Source organism: Tepidiphilus margaritifer DSM 15129 (genome assembly GCF_000425565.1).
GTDB lineage: Bacteria > Pseudomonadota > Gammaproteobacteria > Burkholderiales > Rhodocyclaceae > Tepidiphilus > Tepidiphilus margaritifer.
In genome coordinates this window covers 119,654-135,050 of the sequence record NZ_AUDR01000015.1, presented here as the reverse complement: position 1 = coordinate 135,050, position 15,397 = coordinate 119,654, and the positions used below count along the sequence as shown (strand labels likewise).

Annotated in this window: 15 protein-coding genes; 4 read left to right on the top strand and 11 right to left on the bottom strand. The window is 63.2% G+C overall.

Going from position 1 to position 15,397, the window contains the following annotated elements:
• Window positions 1–13 precede the first annotated feature (13 nt).
• The 9 genes from H607_RS13685 to H607_RS0104730 form a co-directional block, all read right to left on the bottom strand.
• Entirely contained in the window at window positions 14–412 is a 399-nt protein-coding gene (locus H607_RS13685) for a type IV pilin protein (protein ID WP_028874486.1), read from the bottom strand.
• A 6-nt stretch (window positions 413–418) separates the two neighbouring features.
• Window positions 419–3,823, bottom strand: coding sequence for a pilus assembly protein (locus H607_RS11775; protein WP_083961940.1), 3,405 nt, complete (start codon window positions 3,821–3,823; stop codon window positions 419–421).
• Between the two features lie 13 nt (window positions 3,824–3,836).
• Window positions 3,837–4,385: a pilus assembly PilX family protein gene (locus tag H607_RS13100; RefSeq protein WP_083961939.1), complete on the bottom strand. Its 549-nt coding sequence runs from the start codon at window positions 4,383–4,385 to the stop codon at window positions 3,837–3,839.
• An 11-nt stretch (window positions 4,386–4,396) separates the two neighbouring features.
• A complete protein-coding gene (locus tag H607_RS0104755) occupies window positions 4,397–5,404 on the bottom strand; it encodes a prepilin-type N-terminal cleavage/methylation domain-containing protein (protein ID WP_028874485.1) in 1,008 nt (335 codons plus the stop codon).
• Window positions 5,401–5,934, bottom strand: a complete 534-nt coding sequence (pilV, locus tag H607_RS11770; protein WP_051240666.1) for a type IV pilus modification protein PilV — start codon at window positions 5,932–5,934, stop codon at window positions 5,401–5,403. The genes H607_RS0104755 and pilV overlap by 4 nt, the downstream gene beginning before the upstream one ends.
• Window positions 5,935–5,945: 11 nt before the next feature.
• Complete coding sequence (locus tag H607_RS11765) at window positions 5,946–6,524, bottom strand: GspH/FimT family pseudopilin (RefSeq protein ID WP_051240665.1); 579 nt, start codon at window positions 6,522–6,524, stop codon at window positions 5,946–5,948.
• A gap of 107 nt (window positions 6,525–6,631) precedes the next feature.
• Window positions 6,632–8,038, bottom strand: a complete 1,407-nt coding sequence (locus H607_RS0104740; protein WP_028874484.1) for a PhoH family protein — start codon at window positions 8,036–8,038, stop codon at window positions 6,632–6,634.
• Between the two features lie 18 nt (window positions 8,039–8,056).
• Window positions 8,057–8,524: a peroxiredoxin gene (locus H607_RS0104735; RefSeq protein WP_028874483.1), complete on the bottom strand. Its 468-nt coding sequence runs from the start codon at window positions 8,522–8,524 to the stop codon at window positions 8,057–8,059.
• Window positions 8,525–8,541: 17 nt separating this feature from the next.
• On the bottom strand, window positions 8,542–8,910 hold the full coding sequence (locus H607_RS0104730; RefSeq protein ID WP_028874482.1) for an Mth938-like domain-containing protein: 369 nt from the start codon (window positions 8,908–8,910) through the stop codon (window positions 8,542–8,544).
• A 103-nt stretch (window positions 8,911–9,013) separates the two neighbouring features.
• On the opposite strand from H607_RS0104730, the gene H607_RS0104725 reads away from it, so the two are divergent.
• Genes H607_RS0104725 through H607_RS0104715 form a run of 3 tightly spaced genes read left to right on the top strand, consistent with a single transcriptional unit; the run spans window position 9,014 to window position 14,146 of the window.
• Entirely contained in the window at window positions 9,014–10,360 is a 1,347-nt protein-coding gene (locus tag H607_RS0104725) for a pyridoxal phosphate-dependent aminotransferase (protein ID WP_245563170.1), read from the top strand.
• 9 nt (window positions 10,361–10,369) lie between these two features.
• Window positions 10,370–11,677, top strand: a complete 1,308-nt coding sequence (locus H607_RS0104720; protein ID WP_028874480.1) for a homoserine dehydrogenase — start codon at window positions 10,370–10,372, stop codon at window positions 11,675–11,677.
• A gap of 9 nt (window positions 11,678–11,686) precedes the next feature.
• Window positions 11,687–14,146 (top strand): Lon protease family protein, encoded by a 2,460-nt coding sequence (locus tag H607_RS0104715; protein ID WP_088178693.1) that lies wholly within the window; start codon window positions 11,687–11,689, stop codon window positions 14,144–14,146.
• Here H607_RS0104715 and H607_RS0104710 read toward each other — a convergent pair.
• The gene (locus H607_RS0104710; RefSeq protein ID WP_028874478.1) at window positions 14,143–14,607 is read right to left on the bottom strand and encodes a nucleotidyltransferase substrate binding protein; all 465 of its coding nucleotides are present in this window, start codon (window positions 14,605–14,607) and stop codon (window positions 14,143–14,145) included. The two genes, H607_RS0104715 and H607_RS0104710, sit on opposite strands and share 4 nt — an antisense overlap.
• Window positions 14,604–14,903 carry a nucleotidyltransferase domain-containing protein gene (locus tag H607_RS0104705; RefSeq protein WP_028874477.1) on the bottom strand — a complete coding sequence of 100 codons (300 nt, stop codon included), beginning with the start codon at window positions 14,901–14,903 and terminating at the stop codon, window positions 14,604–14,606. Before H607_RS0104705 ends, H607_RS0104710 begins: the two co-directional genes overlap by 4 nt.
• Before the next feature lie 63 nt (window positions 14,904–14,966).
• On the opposite strand from H607_RS0104705, the gene crcB reads away from it, so the two are divergent.
• Window positions 14,967–15,371 carry a fluoride efflux transporter CrcB gene (crcB, locus tag H607_RS0104700; protein WP_245563169.1) on the top strand — a complete coding sequence of 135 codons (405 nt, stop codon included), beginning with the start codon at window positions 14,967–14,969 and terminating at the stop codon, window positions 15,369–15,371.
• Window positions 15,372–15,397: the final 26 nt, after the last annotated feature.

The window sequence follows — 15,397 nt, the reverse complement described above, 5'->3', positions numbered from 1 at the left end:
CCATCGTGTGGGGTCAGCGCCAGCAGCCGGCCGGGCCCTTGGTGCCGGCGCTATCCAGGGTGAGCGGCGTGCAGTCGGTGTCCCGCGTCTGTGCTCCTTTGGCCGTGGCCTTCAGTTTATAGCTCGTGTCGGACGGTGTCCCGTCCAAGGCAAAGGTATAGAAGCTGCTCAACTCGGTCGTACACGAGAGATCCGGTAGCTTCGCATTCTTGTACGTCATTTTGGTGGTGTAATAGCGCTCCATCCATTGGGCCAATTCCATCAGACACCCCTGCGCCGCCGTGCGGCGGGTCTGCAGCACGTGGCGCTGGTAGCTGGGGTAGGCGATTCCGGCCAAGATGGCGATGATGGCAACCACGATCATCAGCTCGATCAGGGTGAAGCCGCGGCTGCGGCGTGGAATACGGAGCATGGTGGATTACTCCCGGATGAGTTCGCGCCAGTTGATGCGGCCGATTCGGATGTTTAGGTTGCCACTAGTGTCGTTTATAGGTGGTGGATTGCCAGATATAGATGGTTGATTATCACTACCACCTGTAAGCACGGTGACGCCACCATTATCAGGATTCGCTACGACCACCGGCTGACTGAGCATGCCTATCCTGGGATTGATAGACCCTACGGGGATTTTCTTGTCACCCACGGTGCCATAATCCGTGAAGAATCCAGTCGCCGAGCCCGTGAAGGGATCGATCGCGTTGAGGTAGCCCGTCCCCCCAGGCGTACAGGGGTCGTCACTCGGGATGATGCTGCTGGCAATAAGGACAGAACCGTAGAACTGGGACGAGCTGATGATGCGCTCGCCGGGGTCGAGGTCGACGTACCAGCCTTTTTCATTGGCCATATCGCCGCTGGTGGCGAGTTCAAAAGCCCGAACCGGGTTGCCCGTCGTGGGGTCCGTTCCCCGCGCCACGATCTTGCGTTCCTTGAGTTGACTGCGGGTCACGGCATTCTTTCCATCGTCGATGATGCCGTACCAACTTTGGGTCGACGTGTCGGAGACGTCGGTCGTCGTCAGATAGCGCCCCGTGCCGAAGAAAACCCAGAGACTGCCGTCGGCTGGATTGAGGCCGATCGAAGCGCGGCCGGTAATGGGCTGCGCCTTGCCGTTCTTGTCTTGGGCCTGGAAAAGCGCCTGTTTTTGGTTGCCCTGCTTGAGGGCGACATCCCATTTACTGGGATCCTTGTTCGAGAGATCGAACTTCCACAGGTTGCCCTGCAAGTCACCGGCATAGATGTAGTCAAAAGTACCGTTGCCGTTGCTATCCCAACCGCGGACGGCAGAAAGCCCATTCGAAGGACCCACGCCGGTATCTATTTTCCGGATGAGTGCGCCCGTGTCGAGGTCGACGACGAAGAGCACGGCATGTTCGTTGGTGCTGTTGTAGCCATTGCCAAAAATCACCGCGGTGCGTCCGTCATTGGTCTTGGTGAGCAGCATGTCGCCGATTACGAGACCCAAGTCGGCATCGTTGCCGAATTCCCATTTGACGTTGGTGGCGGAGAAAGATTTTGGATTGGTCACGTCGAGCGCGAAAAGCCCTTTGCCGCCATAGCCGAGGCTGGCGACCAGGATTTGCTTGTTGGGTGTGAGTGTGGAATTGGAAACGTAGATCGGCCCATCGACGAAATAGCGGTGGGTGTAGGCCGGATCAGAAAGCGTGGCGAGGTTGGAACCGATGAGGAGATTTGGGACATAGGCGAAAATCTCTTGACCGTTGGTGGCGTCGAAGGCGTGCAGCATGCCGTCGTTGGCGCCGACGAAGACGGTCTGCGCGCGCGCCGTCCCGCTTTGCTGGTTGTCGACGAACACCGGAGAGGAGTGGATGATGTCGCCGAGCAGGCTCTTGCGGCTGCGCAATGTCCCTCCGTTTTGCATTTCCTTGCTTTGATCGCCACGCAGGTAGTTGACGATGTCTTGCTTGACGGCGTCGGTCTGGGAACCGAGGGCAGTTTTTTGCGCCGCAGTAAGGGAGCTCCACTCGAAGGAAATACCACCGTTGCTGCCGTTCGAGGTGAAAATTTTGCGCGAACCGACGGCGGGGATGCTGGTAAACCATTTCGGGGTATCGCCGATGCCCGTGGCGGTGACAGGGTAGGCGAGGAGCTCGCCGTACCAGTCACCGGGGTAGTAGCGGGCATAGAATGTGAGTGTATTGCCATCGATACGGTTGGAATTGACCGCCACGTTACTGGCCGAACTTACCAGGGTGGAGATGGCCCCCAGCGCTTCCTTGAGCCCTGTAGCGAATTCGTCCGGGTTCTGGGCGGCGAAAAACTTGCCGTGGCCATTGACGGCGGCGTGCCACAGGTCGTCGATCTTTTTTTCGTTGGCACTGGTGGGGTCGGTCCAGGATTGCGTGCCATTGCACAGCTTTGCCACGGTCTCGGGCGTGCGGGGCAGCGTACCGCTTACGCCGAGAGAGAGGGTGAACGTGGTCATGTGTTGCCAGAAGGCAGGATCGGGGAAGGTGGGATCCAGAGAGTTGGCGTTGCACACATCCAAGTTGGACGAGGCGGCGGGAACATCGTTGGGAAGGTCGGTGCGCAGATCTTCTTTCCAGTACTTCATCGCCACGTCGGCTAGGGTATTGGAATAGTCGTCTTTGAAGGGGGCCTTGGCTTGGTAGGTATAAGTCTTCTTGCCGTCAGATGATTCGATTTTCGATCCCGATTCATTGTCGACGTTTCCTGCGCCGGAGAAATTGTCAGTATTGTCCCAGTACCCATCGGTGGTGAGGATGGTGAAGGATTGGCGGCAGGAGAGTTGTTTCTGCTTGCCTTGAACCGTGACTTTGGGGCCCCAGGGGCCACTATCTTCCGTCTTTTTGTAATATTGGCCAGCCCAATCGAGGGCGCCACGCAGGGGGGTTCCCTGGGCGGGTATTGGCACGTTGATGACTTTGTCAAAGAAAGTTGCTTTGGTCGAACCGGTAAATTTGTCGTGGGGTATCGGCACGGTGGGGGTGGCGCTCGAGCTCTTGCACGTGTTGATGGTACAGAACCCGACGCGGTAGTTTTCACCGAGCTCGGCGAAGGCGCGGGTCACCCCTGCCTGGGTCGCAAGGATACGCGAGCGGTGGTAGCTGAACCAGTTGGCGAAATTCTGCACTTCGTCGGCGACGGAGCGGCCCCAGGGCAGGGGATCGGGGGCACGTTTCTCATCTGGTACATTTTGGCAATTCCACCATGTTGTACATTCTCTGCGCGTGGTTCCGACTCTCCATTGATACATGACACCGGAACGGTATTGATAGCGGATGTAGTTCGTCCGGTTGGTGTCATCGCCGCTGCCGACATAGACATAGAATGTGATGGGGTAAGATAAAGTGGTTTTCGAACAGTCACTTCCCGTCATGTCCCCTGTTTTCAGGTTGATTTTGCAGTTGTTTCTTCCTGCCGGGTCGTAAGAAGCGCTTTCAGGATTGATAGTAGGATAGGAACTGCCATCTGCTTTACGCCAGGGCTGGTAGGTGACGCTAGGATTGTAGAAGAGTGCGTTTCGCTTAGAGGAACGAAGGGTAACGTTAGTGTCTTCTTTGTCGTCCAAGTCGAGGTAGGCTTTATTGTAAGTAGATCCCCCATAGGGATCGGTAGGGCGGGGAAAGAGGAAGTAGGTCGCCGGTGAAGTAAGCTCAGTCAAAGAATCGGGAAGGATTTCGAACTGCATCGATCCCGAATCGTCGAGCAGTAACATGATGTTGGGGTCGACGCTCGAGCTCGTCTCCGGAGGGACGTTGGGGATGTCTAGTGGGCTGCCAACCGCGACCGTGGAGAGGAGGACGAGGGTGGCGGCGAAGGCGAGGCGGTAGATGCAGGACATGTCCGTTTCCTTCTTAGAACACTTGGTATTGGCTTTCGAGAATCACGGTAGAGCCTGGAGTACGGACGGCGCGGACAGTGACGCGGTAGCGGAAAACGTCGATAGTGGGATCACTTTCACCAGGATTTAAGGGGAACTTGGTGAGGTATTCATAGAAACCTTCAACCGGTAGGGGAACCTCCGGTGGGCTGAGAATGGGAATCCAGCCAGTGAAAGAGGGATCTTGCCACCGGGGCGGGCAATCGGCGTCGGGAGGGGCACATAGGCCACCACTGCATGAAGTTTGTTTGCATATTCCGTCTGTATTATCCGGCTGTTCCGTGGGCGGGGTGCTTCGTAGCGCAAGCTCTTCGGCGCGGCGCAATCCGGCTTCGGCCGATTGGAAAGCGATGGCGCGATCGAGGATGGCGCCGGCCATTTTTTCTTCCTGGGCGGCGAATCGGGTAGCGCCAAGGACGAGGAGGGTGGCAATCACCAGCAGGATGAGGGTGGTGGCGAGCGCGGCTCCGCGTTGTCCGGGGGGCGCTTCGGGCGACGGGGGACGAAGGGATGAGGGTGCCATGGCGAAAACCTTTATCGGTTCAGACTCTCGCGGTTGCGCAGGGCGATGGTGAAGGGGTATTCACGGCGTAGGGGCTGACTGTCGGTGCCGATATTGTCCGTGGAGACGCTGCGTACCAGAATGCGAACGGCTACAACTTGGGTCCAATCGGCGACGCTAGCGATGGGTTGGTAGGTCGTGCCGCCGGTGGAGAGAAAACTCAGGGTGAGCTGGTCGATGTCGGGGACCATTTCCACGGGGGCGTTTTTATCGAGGTCGTTATTGACGACTTTGCGATAGAGGGAGGTGCCGCCACGGTCGTTGGTGCCGACATACCAAAAGATCCGTTGGAGTTTCACGATAGTCCCGTCGGAAAAAGAAACTTTAGCATTATCACTTGCTTTATTTTTACAAGTAAAAGAGTATGAGACGAAATAGTCAATACAATTTGCTGGAGTAGCATGAGAGACGGTCCGGCGACTTGGATTTGGATCGTTGGTCACTTGAAAAATGGCAGCATAAGGAGCTTTACACACGAAAACGATATCACCGGCTTCAAGGTTGGCGGTAGAGGAGAGGGTCAGAAGGTCTGAAGATTCATCATGTTTAACGACGTGGACTTCATTGGCTGGATCGCTGGCCTTGACAATGGAGAGCACGGGGCTGCCGGCGGCGACTTTGTCTGGGGGTGAAGGAATGGTAGCCCCAGGCTCATAAGCAAAGAGAGGAGATTCTTGCCAAACCCAAGTGAAGGAGGCTCCGTTAAAGACGTTGGCTACGACGTACTTCTTGTTCGTATCGTAGACTATGCCGCACGCTGTAGCCCCGGCTTCGCGCACGTCGCGGGCCATCAGTTCGAAAGCGATGCGCAGGTTTTCCTGCATGCGGGCGAGGTTCTCGGTGGTACGGTAGGTTTGCCGGTTGGTGAGGAAGAGATTGACGACCGCACCGATGACGACAAGGCCGAGCACGAGGGCGACCATGAGCTCGACGAGGGTCAGGCCGAGTTGACGCCGGGAAGCATGGGAGGGGATTTTCATAGACGACTCCATACACGACTCGTGACCGAGATGATGGTAGCCGGTTTGCCGCCGAGACAGTTTCCGCCGTCGGTATTGTCGCCGCCGGCGCTGTCGTTCCAGCAGACTTCGGCGCGGTAGGTGAAGGTGTTGGCGTCGATGGCGGTGACACGGCCGCAGGCGGAAGGGTGTACCAATGGGGGATTAGTCGAGGTGCCGCGCATGCTGTCGATCCAGGTTTTGAGGTCGGCGAGAGGGAGCGTCGAGCCACTGGGGGAAGAGCAGCGCCAATCCGATGAGACGTAGGCAGCAGCGAGGGTAGAGCGGGTTCCTGGGTCCGTCGTGCTCATCACCGCGGCGCGCATGGCATCGAGGATGGTATAGGCGGACATGACGGCGGCGGAGCGTTCGTAGCTGGAGTTGGCCGCGGCGAGCATGCGAGCCTGCAGTCCCGCCAGGCCCAGCAGGCCGATGGCGAAAATGAGGGCGGCGATCAGCACTTCGAGGAGGCTGAAGCCGCGTTGTCGGAATGGGTGAGCGCGGAAAGGCATGGCATGGAGTCTCAAGGCGACGGGCAGGTTGAAGCAACGCCCGTCGGGGTGGTGAGGACGATGCGCCCGGAGGCGATCAGCACCAGATCGCGCGCGCGGCGATCGTTGGTGAGCGCGGTGCTGATGGAGCACACGCGCAGGGTGCCGGCGAGAAAGGCGCCGTTGAGTTGTTTGCTCGCGCCGTCGGCAGTGAAGGAGGCGTAGGAGGAAAGGGGGGCGTTGGCGACCGCCACGATGCCGGCCGGCAGTGGACCGCCGCGAAAGAGGATGTCGTTGGCGCTCTCGGGGGCGGGTGCATTGCCGGGCGTTTGGTCGAGGAAGACCATCCAGCCGTCTCGCCAGTTGCCGGAGCACGCGGTGGCGGTGGGGGCGGCGGGGCAGACGGTGATGCGGGCGTTGCGGCGGATGGCTTCGGTGCGCGCCGTTTGCAGGGAGGCGACGAGTTCGTTGGTGGCGGAGGTGAGGCGGTTGGCGGCGATGAGGGAGGCGAAGCTGGGAATGCCAATTGCCAGCAGGATCGCCAGCACTGCGATCGTGACCATCAGTTCGACGAGGCTGAACCCCGCGCCGCGGCGGGCGGGTTGGCGCATTGCCGTGCTCCTTGCCGATACGTGGCAGATATTATGACGCTGTCGGACGAAGAATGCAAGGAGCACGAAGGGTCGTGTTATGCCTGCCGTTTTCCTGGGCTTGACGCCTACAGCACCTCGGCGGCGTAATCGGCGAGCCGGGAGCGTTCGCCGCGCGACAGCAGCACGTGGCCGCCGTGGGGCCAGCCTTTCATGCGCTCCACCACGTAGGTGAGCCCGGAGCTGCCTTCGGTGAGGTAGGGGGTGTCGATCTGGGCGAGGTTGCCCATGCATACCACCTTGCTGCCAGGGCCGGCGCGGGTGATGAGCGTGCGCATCTGCTTGGGCGTGAGGTTTTGCGCTTCGTCGAGCACGAGGAACTTGCGCACGAAGGTGCGTCCGCGCATGAAGTTGAGGCTCTTCACCTTGACCTTGCTGCGCACCAGGTCCCCGGTGGTGGCGCGGCCCCAGTCGCCGCCTTCGTGGGCGCCGCCCAGGAGCACTTCGAGGTTGTCTTCGAGGGCGCCCATCCAGGGGGTCATCTTTTCTTCTTCGCTGCCGGGAAGAAAGCCGATGTCTTCGCCAATCGGTACGGTGGTGCGGGTGAAGATGACTTCGGTGTAGCGTTTCTGCTCGAAGGTTTGCGCGAGCGCGGCGGCGAGCGTGAGGAGCGTCTTGCCGGTGCCGGCCTGCCCGAGCAGGGTGACGAAGTCGATTTCGGGGTCGAGCAGCAGGTCGAGGGCGAAGTTTTGCTCGCGGTTGCGCGCGGTGATGCCCCAGACGGCGTTTTTCTCGTGGCGGCGGTCGGTGAGGGTGCGCAGCACGGCGCGCTTGCCCTCCAGGGCGACGACGCGGGCTTCGAGCGGCTGCGGCCCTTCGAGGTAGACGAACTCGTTGAGCAGGAGCTCGGGCACGATCGGCCCCTGGATGCGGTACCAGTCGTGGCCGGCGTCGCGCCAGGATTCGAGCCCTTTGGCGTGCGTCTCCCAAAAGTCGGGCGGCAGCGCCCGCACGCCGGGATAGACGAGGTCGGTGTCTTCGAGGATTTTGTCGTTGCGGTAATCCTGGGCGGCGAGCCCCAGCGCGCGGGCCTTGATGCGCAGGTTGATGTCCTTGGAGACGAGGATCACCGGGCGCGGGGCGAGGCGCTGGGCGAGCGCCTTGACCACGGCGAGGATCTGGTTGTCAGCGCGCGACAGCGGCAGGCTGGTGGGGAGTTCGGCTTCCAGGGCTTCGGTCTGGAGGTAGAGCCGGCCGGTGGCCTGCCCGCCGGAGGGGGCGGAGAGGTCGAACCCTTCGGCAAGCGCGGATTCCTGGCCGCTGACGATGGCTTCCAGTTCGCGGCTCGCCTGCCGGGCATTGCGCGCGACTTCCGAGAGCCCTTTCTTGTGTGTGTCGAGCTCTTCGAGCGCCACCATGGGGAGGAAGAGGTCGTGTTCCTCGAAACGGAAGAGCGCCGTGGGGTCGTGCATGAGCACGTTGGTGTCGATGACGTAGAGCTTGCGCTCGGCGGCGTTCGGGCGGCGGCGGGGCATCGGCGTTCCTCGGAAGGGTCAGGAGAGGGCCTGGCGCAGGGCGGCGAGTACTTCCTGGGCGTGGCCATCGACCTTGACGCCGCGCCACAGGTGCAGGATGCGCCCGTCGGGGCCGATGAGGAAAGTGGAGCGTTCGATGCCGCGCACGGGTTTGCCGTACATGGTCTTGTTCTTGATGACGTCGTAGGCGGTGCAGGCGAGCTCCTCGGTATCCGAGACGAGCTCGAAGGGGAGCTGGTACTTGGCCTTGAAGTTCTCGTGGGATTTGACGCTGTCGCGCGACACGCCCAGGATCACGGCGCCGAGTGCGGAGAACTCGGGGTAGAGGTCGCGAAAGGCGATGGCTTCGTTGGTGCAGCCGGGGGTGTTGTCCTTGGGGTAGAAGTAGAGGACGACGGGGCGGCCGCGTAGCGCCGAGAGGGTGATTTCTTGGCCGCCGGTGGCGGGCAGGGTGAAGTCGGGGGCGAGGGTTCCGGGTTCGAGCATGATCGTCTCCTGCCGTATCAGGTGAGGATGAGGCCGGCGACGACGCGGCGGCCTTCGCTGGCGGTGACATTATAGGTGCGGCAGGTGGCCGAGAGCGTCATGAATTCGAAACCGATGCCCGCGGCGGCGAGCCGGCGCAGCAGCGCCACGGGCGGGCGGCGCAGCGTGGCGCCGGTGGAAATCAGCACGAGCTCGGGCCGGGAGGAGAAGAGGGCATCGAGCGCCGTTTCGTCGAGCGCGTCGAACCCGCCGGCGAACCAGGGGGCGACGGTCTCGGGGGTGAGGATGAGGTTGGTTTCATGGCGCTCGCGGTCGATCTCGACCCAGCCGGGGCCGTGGGCGGTGACGAGCCGGATGTCTTGGGGGTGTTCGAGGCGCAATTCCATGCGTTTTTCCCGGGGAAGTTGCCGCAATGCGGTAATTTTTGGCTAAGATTACCGTTTCGCGCCCGGCCGGGCAAGGCGGGCGCTTTCGTGCGAGGACGCAAACATGGGAATGCGCAGCGGGAACGTGGTGCCGGTACGGCAGGGGCAGACGGAGCAAGAGACGCCGGAGGCGGTGGTCGAGGCAGCGCCACCGTCTTTACGCCGTATCCTCAAATCGTCGAAGCTCGACGACGTCTGCTATGACATCCGGGGGCCGGTGCTGGCGCGTGCCAAGCAGATGGAGGAAGACGGCCACAAGATCATCAAGCTCAACATCGGCAACCTCGCGCCCTTCGGTTTCGAACCGCCCGAGGAGATCGTGGTCGACGTGATCCGCAACCTGCGCGAGGCGGGGGGCTATTCCGATTCGAAGGGGCTCTTCTCGGCACGCAAGGCGGTGGTGCACTATACGCAGCAAAAAGGCATCGCCGGGGTGGACGTGGAGGACGTGATCCTGGGCAACGGCGTCTCCGAGCTCATCGTGATGAGTCTGCAGGCGCTGCTCGAACACGGTGACGAGGTCTTGGTGCCGGCGCCGGATTATCCGTTGTGGACGGCGGCGGTGAGCCTGGCGGGCGGCAAGCCGCGGCATTACCTGTGCGACGAGGCATCCGACTGGCTGCCGGATCTGGCCGACATCCGCAAGAAGGTTTCGCCGCATACCAAGGCGATCGTGGTCATCAACCCCAACAACCCCACCGGCGCGCTCTACCCGCGCGAGATCCTGGAAGGCATCGTGCAGATCGCGCGCGAGCATCAGCTGATCGTGTTCGCCGACGAGATCTACGACAAGATGCTCTACGACGGCAACACGCACACCTCGATTGCCTCGCTCGCCGACGACGTGCTCTTCATCACGATGAATGGCCTTTCGAAGAACTACCGCGCATGCGGCTATCGCGCCGGGTGGATGGTGATCTCGGGCGAGAAGCGGCACGCGGCCGACTACATCGAGGGGCTCAACATGCTCGCCTCGATGCGCCTGTGCTCGAACGTGCCGGGGCAGATGGCGATCCAGACGGCCCTGGGAGGGTATCAGAGCATCCAGGATCTGGTGGCGCCGCAGGGGCGGCTCACGCGCCAGCGCGATACGGCGCATGCGCTCTTGAGCCGCATTCCGGGCGTATCGGTGATGAAGGCGAAGGCGACGCTCTACATGTTCCCGCGGCTGGACCCGAAGGTGTATCCGATCGCCGACGACCAGGAGTTCATCCTTCATTTGCTGGAGGAGGAAAAGGTGTTGCTGGTGCAGGGCACGGGGTTCAACTGGCCGCAGCCGGATCATTTCCGTATCGTGTTCTTGCCGCACGTCGATGATCTGCACGAGGCGATCGGCCGCATCGAGCGGTTTCTGGAGCGTTACCGGCGACGGCATCAGGTGGTGATGGGTTCAGCGAAAAAGGATCGATGACAAATGACGATGAAGGCGATGCAGGTAGGGCTGTTGGGGATCGGGACGGTCGGTGGCGGAACGTGGCGCGTGCTGCAGCGCAACGCCGAGGAGATCACGCGCCGTGCCGGGCGGCCGATCCGCATCACGCGGGTGGCCGACCGCGACGTGGAGCGCGCCCGGGCGCTCACCGCAGGGGCGGCGGAGGTGACGGACGATGCCTTCGCGGTGGTGCGCGCGCCGGACATCGACATCGTGGTCGAGCTCATCGGCGGCTACACCATCGCCAGGGATCTCGTGCTCGCGGCGATCGAGGCGGGCAAGCACGTGGTCACTGCCAACAAGGCGCTGCTCGCCGTGCACGGCAACGAGATCTTCGCCCGGGCTCAGGAGAAAGGCGTGATGGTGGCGTTCGAGGCGGCGGTGGCCGGCGGTATCCCCATCATCAAGGCGCTGCGCGAGGGGCTCACCGCCAACCGCATCGAGTGGGTGGCCGGCATCATCAACGGTACGACCAATTACATCCTCACGCAGATGCGCGAGCGCGGCGTGACGTTTGCCCAGGCGCTCACCGAGGCGCAGCAGCTCGGCTATGCCGAGGCCGATCCCACCTTCGACGTGGAAGGGATCGACGCGGCGCACAAGGCCACGCTCATGGCCTCGATCGCCTTCGGCGTGCCGATCCAGTTCGAGCGCGCCTACGTGGAGGGGATCACCAAGATCGAGCCGCGCGACGTGGCCTATGCCGAGGAACTCGGCTATCGCCTGAAACTGCTGGGGATCGCCAAGCGCCGCGAAGGCGGGTTCGAGCTGAGGGTGCATCCCACGCTGGTGCCGGTAGATCACCTGCTCGCCAACGTCAACGGCGCCATGAACGCCGTCCTGGTCAAGGGTGACGCGGTCGGGCAGACGATGTTCTACGGCAAAGGGGCGGGGGCGGAGCCCACGGCGAGCGCGGTGATCGCCGACCTGGTCGATGTCACGCGCCTGCACACGGCCGATCCCGAGCACCGCGTGCCGCACCTCGCCTTTCAGCCCGATCAGGTGCGCGAAGTGGCCGCCTTGCCGATCGAGGAATGCCGTACCGCTTCTTATCTGCGGCTCGCGGTGACCGATCGCCCGGGAGTGCTCGCCGAGATCACGCGCGTGCTCGCCGCCGAGGAGATCTCCATCGCGGCCATGATCCAGAAAGCGCCGGCCTGTGGTCGGGCGGAGATCGTGATGACCACGCACGAGGCGAGCGAAGCCGCGATGAACCGGGCGATCGCGGCGATCGAGGCGCTGTCGGCGGTGCAGGGGGCCGTCACGCGGCTGCGCATCGAACCGCTCGCGGATTGACGGCGCGCGATGGACGAATTCGCAGGGGAAATGCGGCGGGCGCATCATCGCTTGCCGGCGCAGTCTTTACGCCGGGTAACGGATCCGGCCGTGATCGCGGCGGTGCTGGCCGAGCCGGGCGAGGCGGTGCCCGTGGGACTGGGGCAGGAACGGGCCGAGGAGGCGCTGCGCTTTGCTCTGGCGATGAATCACGTGGGCGGCTATCACGTGTTTCTCTTCGGCCTGCCGGGCACGGGGCGGCACGCGATCGCCTTGCACCACATCGGAGAGGCGGCTCGCCGCCTGCCGGCGCCGGAAGATCTCGCCTATCGTTACGATTTCTCCGATCCGCAACGGCCGCGCCTGCTCAAACTTCCCGCGGGCACGGCGCGCAGGCTTGCCGACGACTTGCAGAATTTCACGCGCCAGCTCGAGCCGGCGGTAAACGCGGCCTTCGAGGCGAAAGCCCATCAGGAGCGGATCGATGCGCTGGAATCGGCGCACAAGGAGCGCGAGAGCCGGGCGATCGAAGCGATCGTGCAGGCGTGCGCCGAGGATCGGCTCAAACTGCTGCAGACCGGCGATGGCTGGGCCTTCGTCCCGGTGGACGAGGCGGGCGAGCCGCTCGCGCCCGAGCGCTACGAGGCTCTCTCGGCTAAGGAGAAGGCGCGCATCGAGCAGGCGGTGGAGCGCTGGCGCCAGCGTTTGCTCGAGGTACTCGACGAATTCCCCGCCTGGCGAGAAGCGCTCTACAGCGCGATCCGGCGAGCGGAACGGGAAGCGCTCGAGCCGGTGGTACGGCATCTGCTCACCCCTTTGCGGGAGAAATACGCCGGTTTGTCCGCGGTGATCGGCCTGCTCGACGAAATCGAGCGCGACATCCTCGATGGTGAGCGCGAGTGGCTGGAGGACGACGAAGAGGGCGGGCGCAATGCCGCATTTTCTCCCCTCATCCGCTACCAGATCCACGTGCTGGTGGCGCACGAGGCCGGTGAGGGCGCCCCGGTGGTGTTCGAAGACAACCCGAGCTACGCCAATCTCGTGGGTTGGGTCGAGACGCTGCAGCAGCTCGGTGAGCGCATCACGCATTTCCAGTTGATTCGCGCCGGGGCGCTCGCGCGTGCGCGGGGCGGCTTTCTTCTGCTCGATGCCGAGCGGCTGCTGGCCCAGCCGGCGGCGTGGGACGCCTTGAAGCGAGCCCTTCAGCGGCGCGAGGTGCGTATCGAACCGCCGCCCGAGGCGGCCGGTTGGGGCAGCGTGCGCATGCTGGAGCCCGAGCCGATCGATTGTCCGCTCAAGGTGGTGCTCATCGGCTCGGCCGAGACCTTCCATGCCTTGTTCGATTTGGACGACGATTTCCAGGATCTCTTCAAGATTCCGGCCGAGGCGGCCGACGACGTGCCGCGCACGCTCGAAACCGAGGCGAGCATGGCGCGATTGCTGCTGCATCTGGCGCGCGAGAATGCCTTGCGTCCGCCGTCGGCCGCGGCACTCGCGGCCGTGCTCGATCAGGCTGCCCGCGAGGCCGAGCATGCCCATCGGCTCACCTTGCGCACGCGGACTCTGGTGGATCTGCTGCGGGAGGCCGACGCCCTGTCGCACGCCGACGCAGCGCAGGAGATTACAGTGGAAGCCGTGCGCGCGGCGGTGGCGGCGCGTGAGCGGCGCCTTGCGCGCCACGCCGAGGAGACGATCGAGGCGATGCTCGAGGGGGAACTCCTCATTTCCACCGAGGGCGCGAGGGCCGGGCAGATCAATGGCCTGGTGGTGGTCGACGTCGCGCATCAAAGCTACGGCTATCCGGTGCGCATCACCGCCACGGTGCGCTTGGGCGGTGAGGGCGAGGTGGTCGACATCGAGCGCGAGACCGAACTCGGCGGTGCCATTCACTCCAAGGGGGTGATGATCCTCGCCTCCTTCCTTGCCGGGCGCTTCGGACGCCATCAGCCGCTGTCGCTGTCGGCGAGCCTGGTGATGGAGCAATCCTATGCCTTCGTCGAGGGCGATTCGGCCTCGCTCGCCGAGCTGTGTGCATTGCTGTCGGCCATCTCCGGGCTGCCGCTCGCGCAGGGGATGGCAGTGACCGGTTCGGTCAATCAGTTCGGCGAAGTCCAGGTGATCGGCGGGGTGAACGAGAAGATCGAAGGGTTCTTCACCCTGTGCGCTCGCCGAGGGCTGACCGGCGAGCAAGGGGTGATCATCCCGCGGGGCAACGTGCGCCACCTGATGCTGCGCGAGGAAGTGGTCGAAGCCGTACGGGCAGGGAAATTCGCGATCTGGGCGGTAGACACGGTAGACGAGGCAATGGCCTTGCTCACCGGTATGCCCGCCGGTGCTCCCGACGGGCGTATTCCCACCGGCCGGCCACGCACGGTCAATGAGGCCGTGGCGGCGCAGCTGCGCCGCATGGCCGAAATCCACGCCGCCGCCGGAGAGGGAACGCCGCTTCGCCGACGTTGGCGCCGGCGGGAGAAGGAGGGCGGGGATTAGGAAGTGGCCAAGCGCAAACGTTCGACCACGGCGGCAAGCTCGGCCACGAAATCGTGGGCGGCTTGCAGCGCCGAGGCGAGCATCGCCGGATCCTCGACGTATTCGTGAATCATGAGATTGCGCAACTTGCGCATGTCCATCCACTGTTGGGCATCGCGGATCAGACCGAGTCGTTCGGCGCGGTCGAGGTTGTCGATGAAGGTGGCGATGCGCTCTCCGTGTGCGACCAGATAGGCAGGCAGAGCTTTGTCGCCCAACGTATCTTGTAGGCGCCCGAAGCGGGCGACGAACGCATCGACGCGTTCGGCGAGGTCGGGATCGGTTTCCAGCTGCAGCGCCCTGGCGGTGGTAAAGGGCTTGGAGAAGAGGCGCTGGTCGGTGAGGAGAAGATGGGCGAGCTCACGTTCGGCCAGTTGCAGCAACTGCTGCAAGCGTTCGGCGGCGCGGCGATCGGCGATCACAGGATGATTCCTTCGCGGCGGGCGACGTGATGGATCGGAAGCTCTTTCAGGTTCGGCGCAGCGAGCACGACGTCCACCTTGCGGCCATCGAGCAGGCGGCTTATCCGGCCTGCGATGCGGGCGGCGAGCAGGGCCGGTTCGGCAACCGGTTCCACGACTTCGACGAGCAGGTCGACATCGCCGCCGCGGGCTGAGTCATCGAGCCGGGAGCCGAAGAGCCGCACGGTGGCCTGAGCTCCGGCGAGTTCGGTCACGAGGGAGCGGATGCGTTCGATTTGGGCAGGGGTGAGTCTCATGCGGGGAATGATAACAGGGGCTATCGACGCGCGGCAAGATCAAGCCTGTGGCATCAGGAGAACATGATGAACGGTGGGGGCGTGCTGACGCAAGCCGCGGCAATCGCCCTGGGCGCGGCCTTGGGAGCTTTGTTGCGCTGGCAGCTGGGTGTGCGGCTCAATGCCTGGTTTCCCGAACTGCCCCCGGGGACGCTCGCGGCGAACCTGATCGGCGGGTTCGTGATCGGGGCGGCGATCGCGGTATTCTCGACCTGGCCGGGAATCCCGGCGGCGTGGCGCCTTTTCCTGACCACGGGATTCTGTGGCGGTCTGACCACGTTCTCCACCTTCAGCGCCGAAGTCTTCGCCCTGCTGCAGCACGGACGATTCGTGCTCGCGCTCGTTGCGATGGTGCTGCATGTGGGCGGATCGCTCCTGGCCACGGCAGGCGGTTTCGCCACAGTGAAGCTGCTGCGCGCGCTGACGTAAAAAAATTGCGCGCACGCTGAAAAATG

Bases quoted from the DNA above. Each gene is read 5' to 3' on its own strand.
- H607_RS13685 (WP_028874486.1), bottom strand. From the start codon at position 412: ATGCTCCGTATTCCACGCCGCAGCCGCGGCTTCACCCTGATCGAGCTG.
- H607_RS11775 (WP_083961940.1), bottom strand. From the start codon at position 3,823: ATGTCCTGCATCTACCGCCTCGCCTTCGCCGCCACCCTCGTCCTCCTC.
- H607_RS13100 (WP_083961939.1), bottom strand. From the start codon at position 4,385: ATGGCACCCTCATCCCTTCGTCCCCCGTCGCCCGAAGCGCCCCCCGGA.
- H607_RS0104755 (WP_028874485.1), bottom strand. From the start codon at position 5,404: ATGAAAATCCCCTCCCATGCTTCCCGGCGTCAACTCGGCCTGACCCTC.
- pilV (WP_051240666.1), bottom strand. From the start codon at position 5,934: ATGCCTTTCCGCGCTCACCCATTCCGACAACGCGGCTTCAGCCTCCTC.
- H607_RS11765 (WP_051240665.1), bottom strand. From the start codon at position 6,524: ATGCGCCAACCCGCCCGCCGCGGCGCGGGGTTCAGCCTCGTCGAACTG.
- H607_RS0104740 (WP_028874484.1), bottom strand. From the start codon at position 8,038: ATGCCCCGCCGCCGCCCGAACGCCGCCGAGCGCAAGCTCTACGTCATC.
- H607_RS0104735 (WP_028874483.1), bottom strand. From the start codon at position 8,524: ATGCTCGAACCCGGAACCCTCGCCCCCGACTTCACCCTGCCCGCCACC.
- H607_RS0104730 (WP_028874482.1), bottom strand. From the start codon at position 8,910: ATGGAATTGCGCCTCGAACACCCCCAAGACATCCGGCTCGTCACCGCC.
- H607_RS0104725 (WP_245563170.1), top strand. From the start codon at position 9,014: ATGGGAATGCGCAGCGGGAACGTGGTGCCGGTACGGCAGGGGCAGACG.
- H607_RS0104720 (WP_028874480.1), top strand. From the start codon at position 10,370: ATGAAGGCGATGCAGGTAGGGCTGTTGGGGATCGGGACGGTCGGTGGC.
- H607_RS0104715 (WP_088178693.1), top strand. From the start codon at position 11,687: ATGGACGAATTCGCAGGGGAAATGCGGCGGGCGCATCATCGCTTGCCG.
- H607_RS0104705 (WP_028874477.1), bottom strand. From the start codon at position 14,903: ATGAGACTCACCCCTGCCCAAATCGAACGCATCCGCTCCCTCGTGACC.
- crcB (WP_245563169.1), top strand. From the start codon at position 14,967: ATGATGAACGGTGGGGGCGTGCTGACGCAAGCCGCGGCAATCGCCCTG.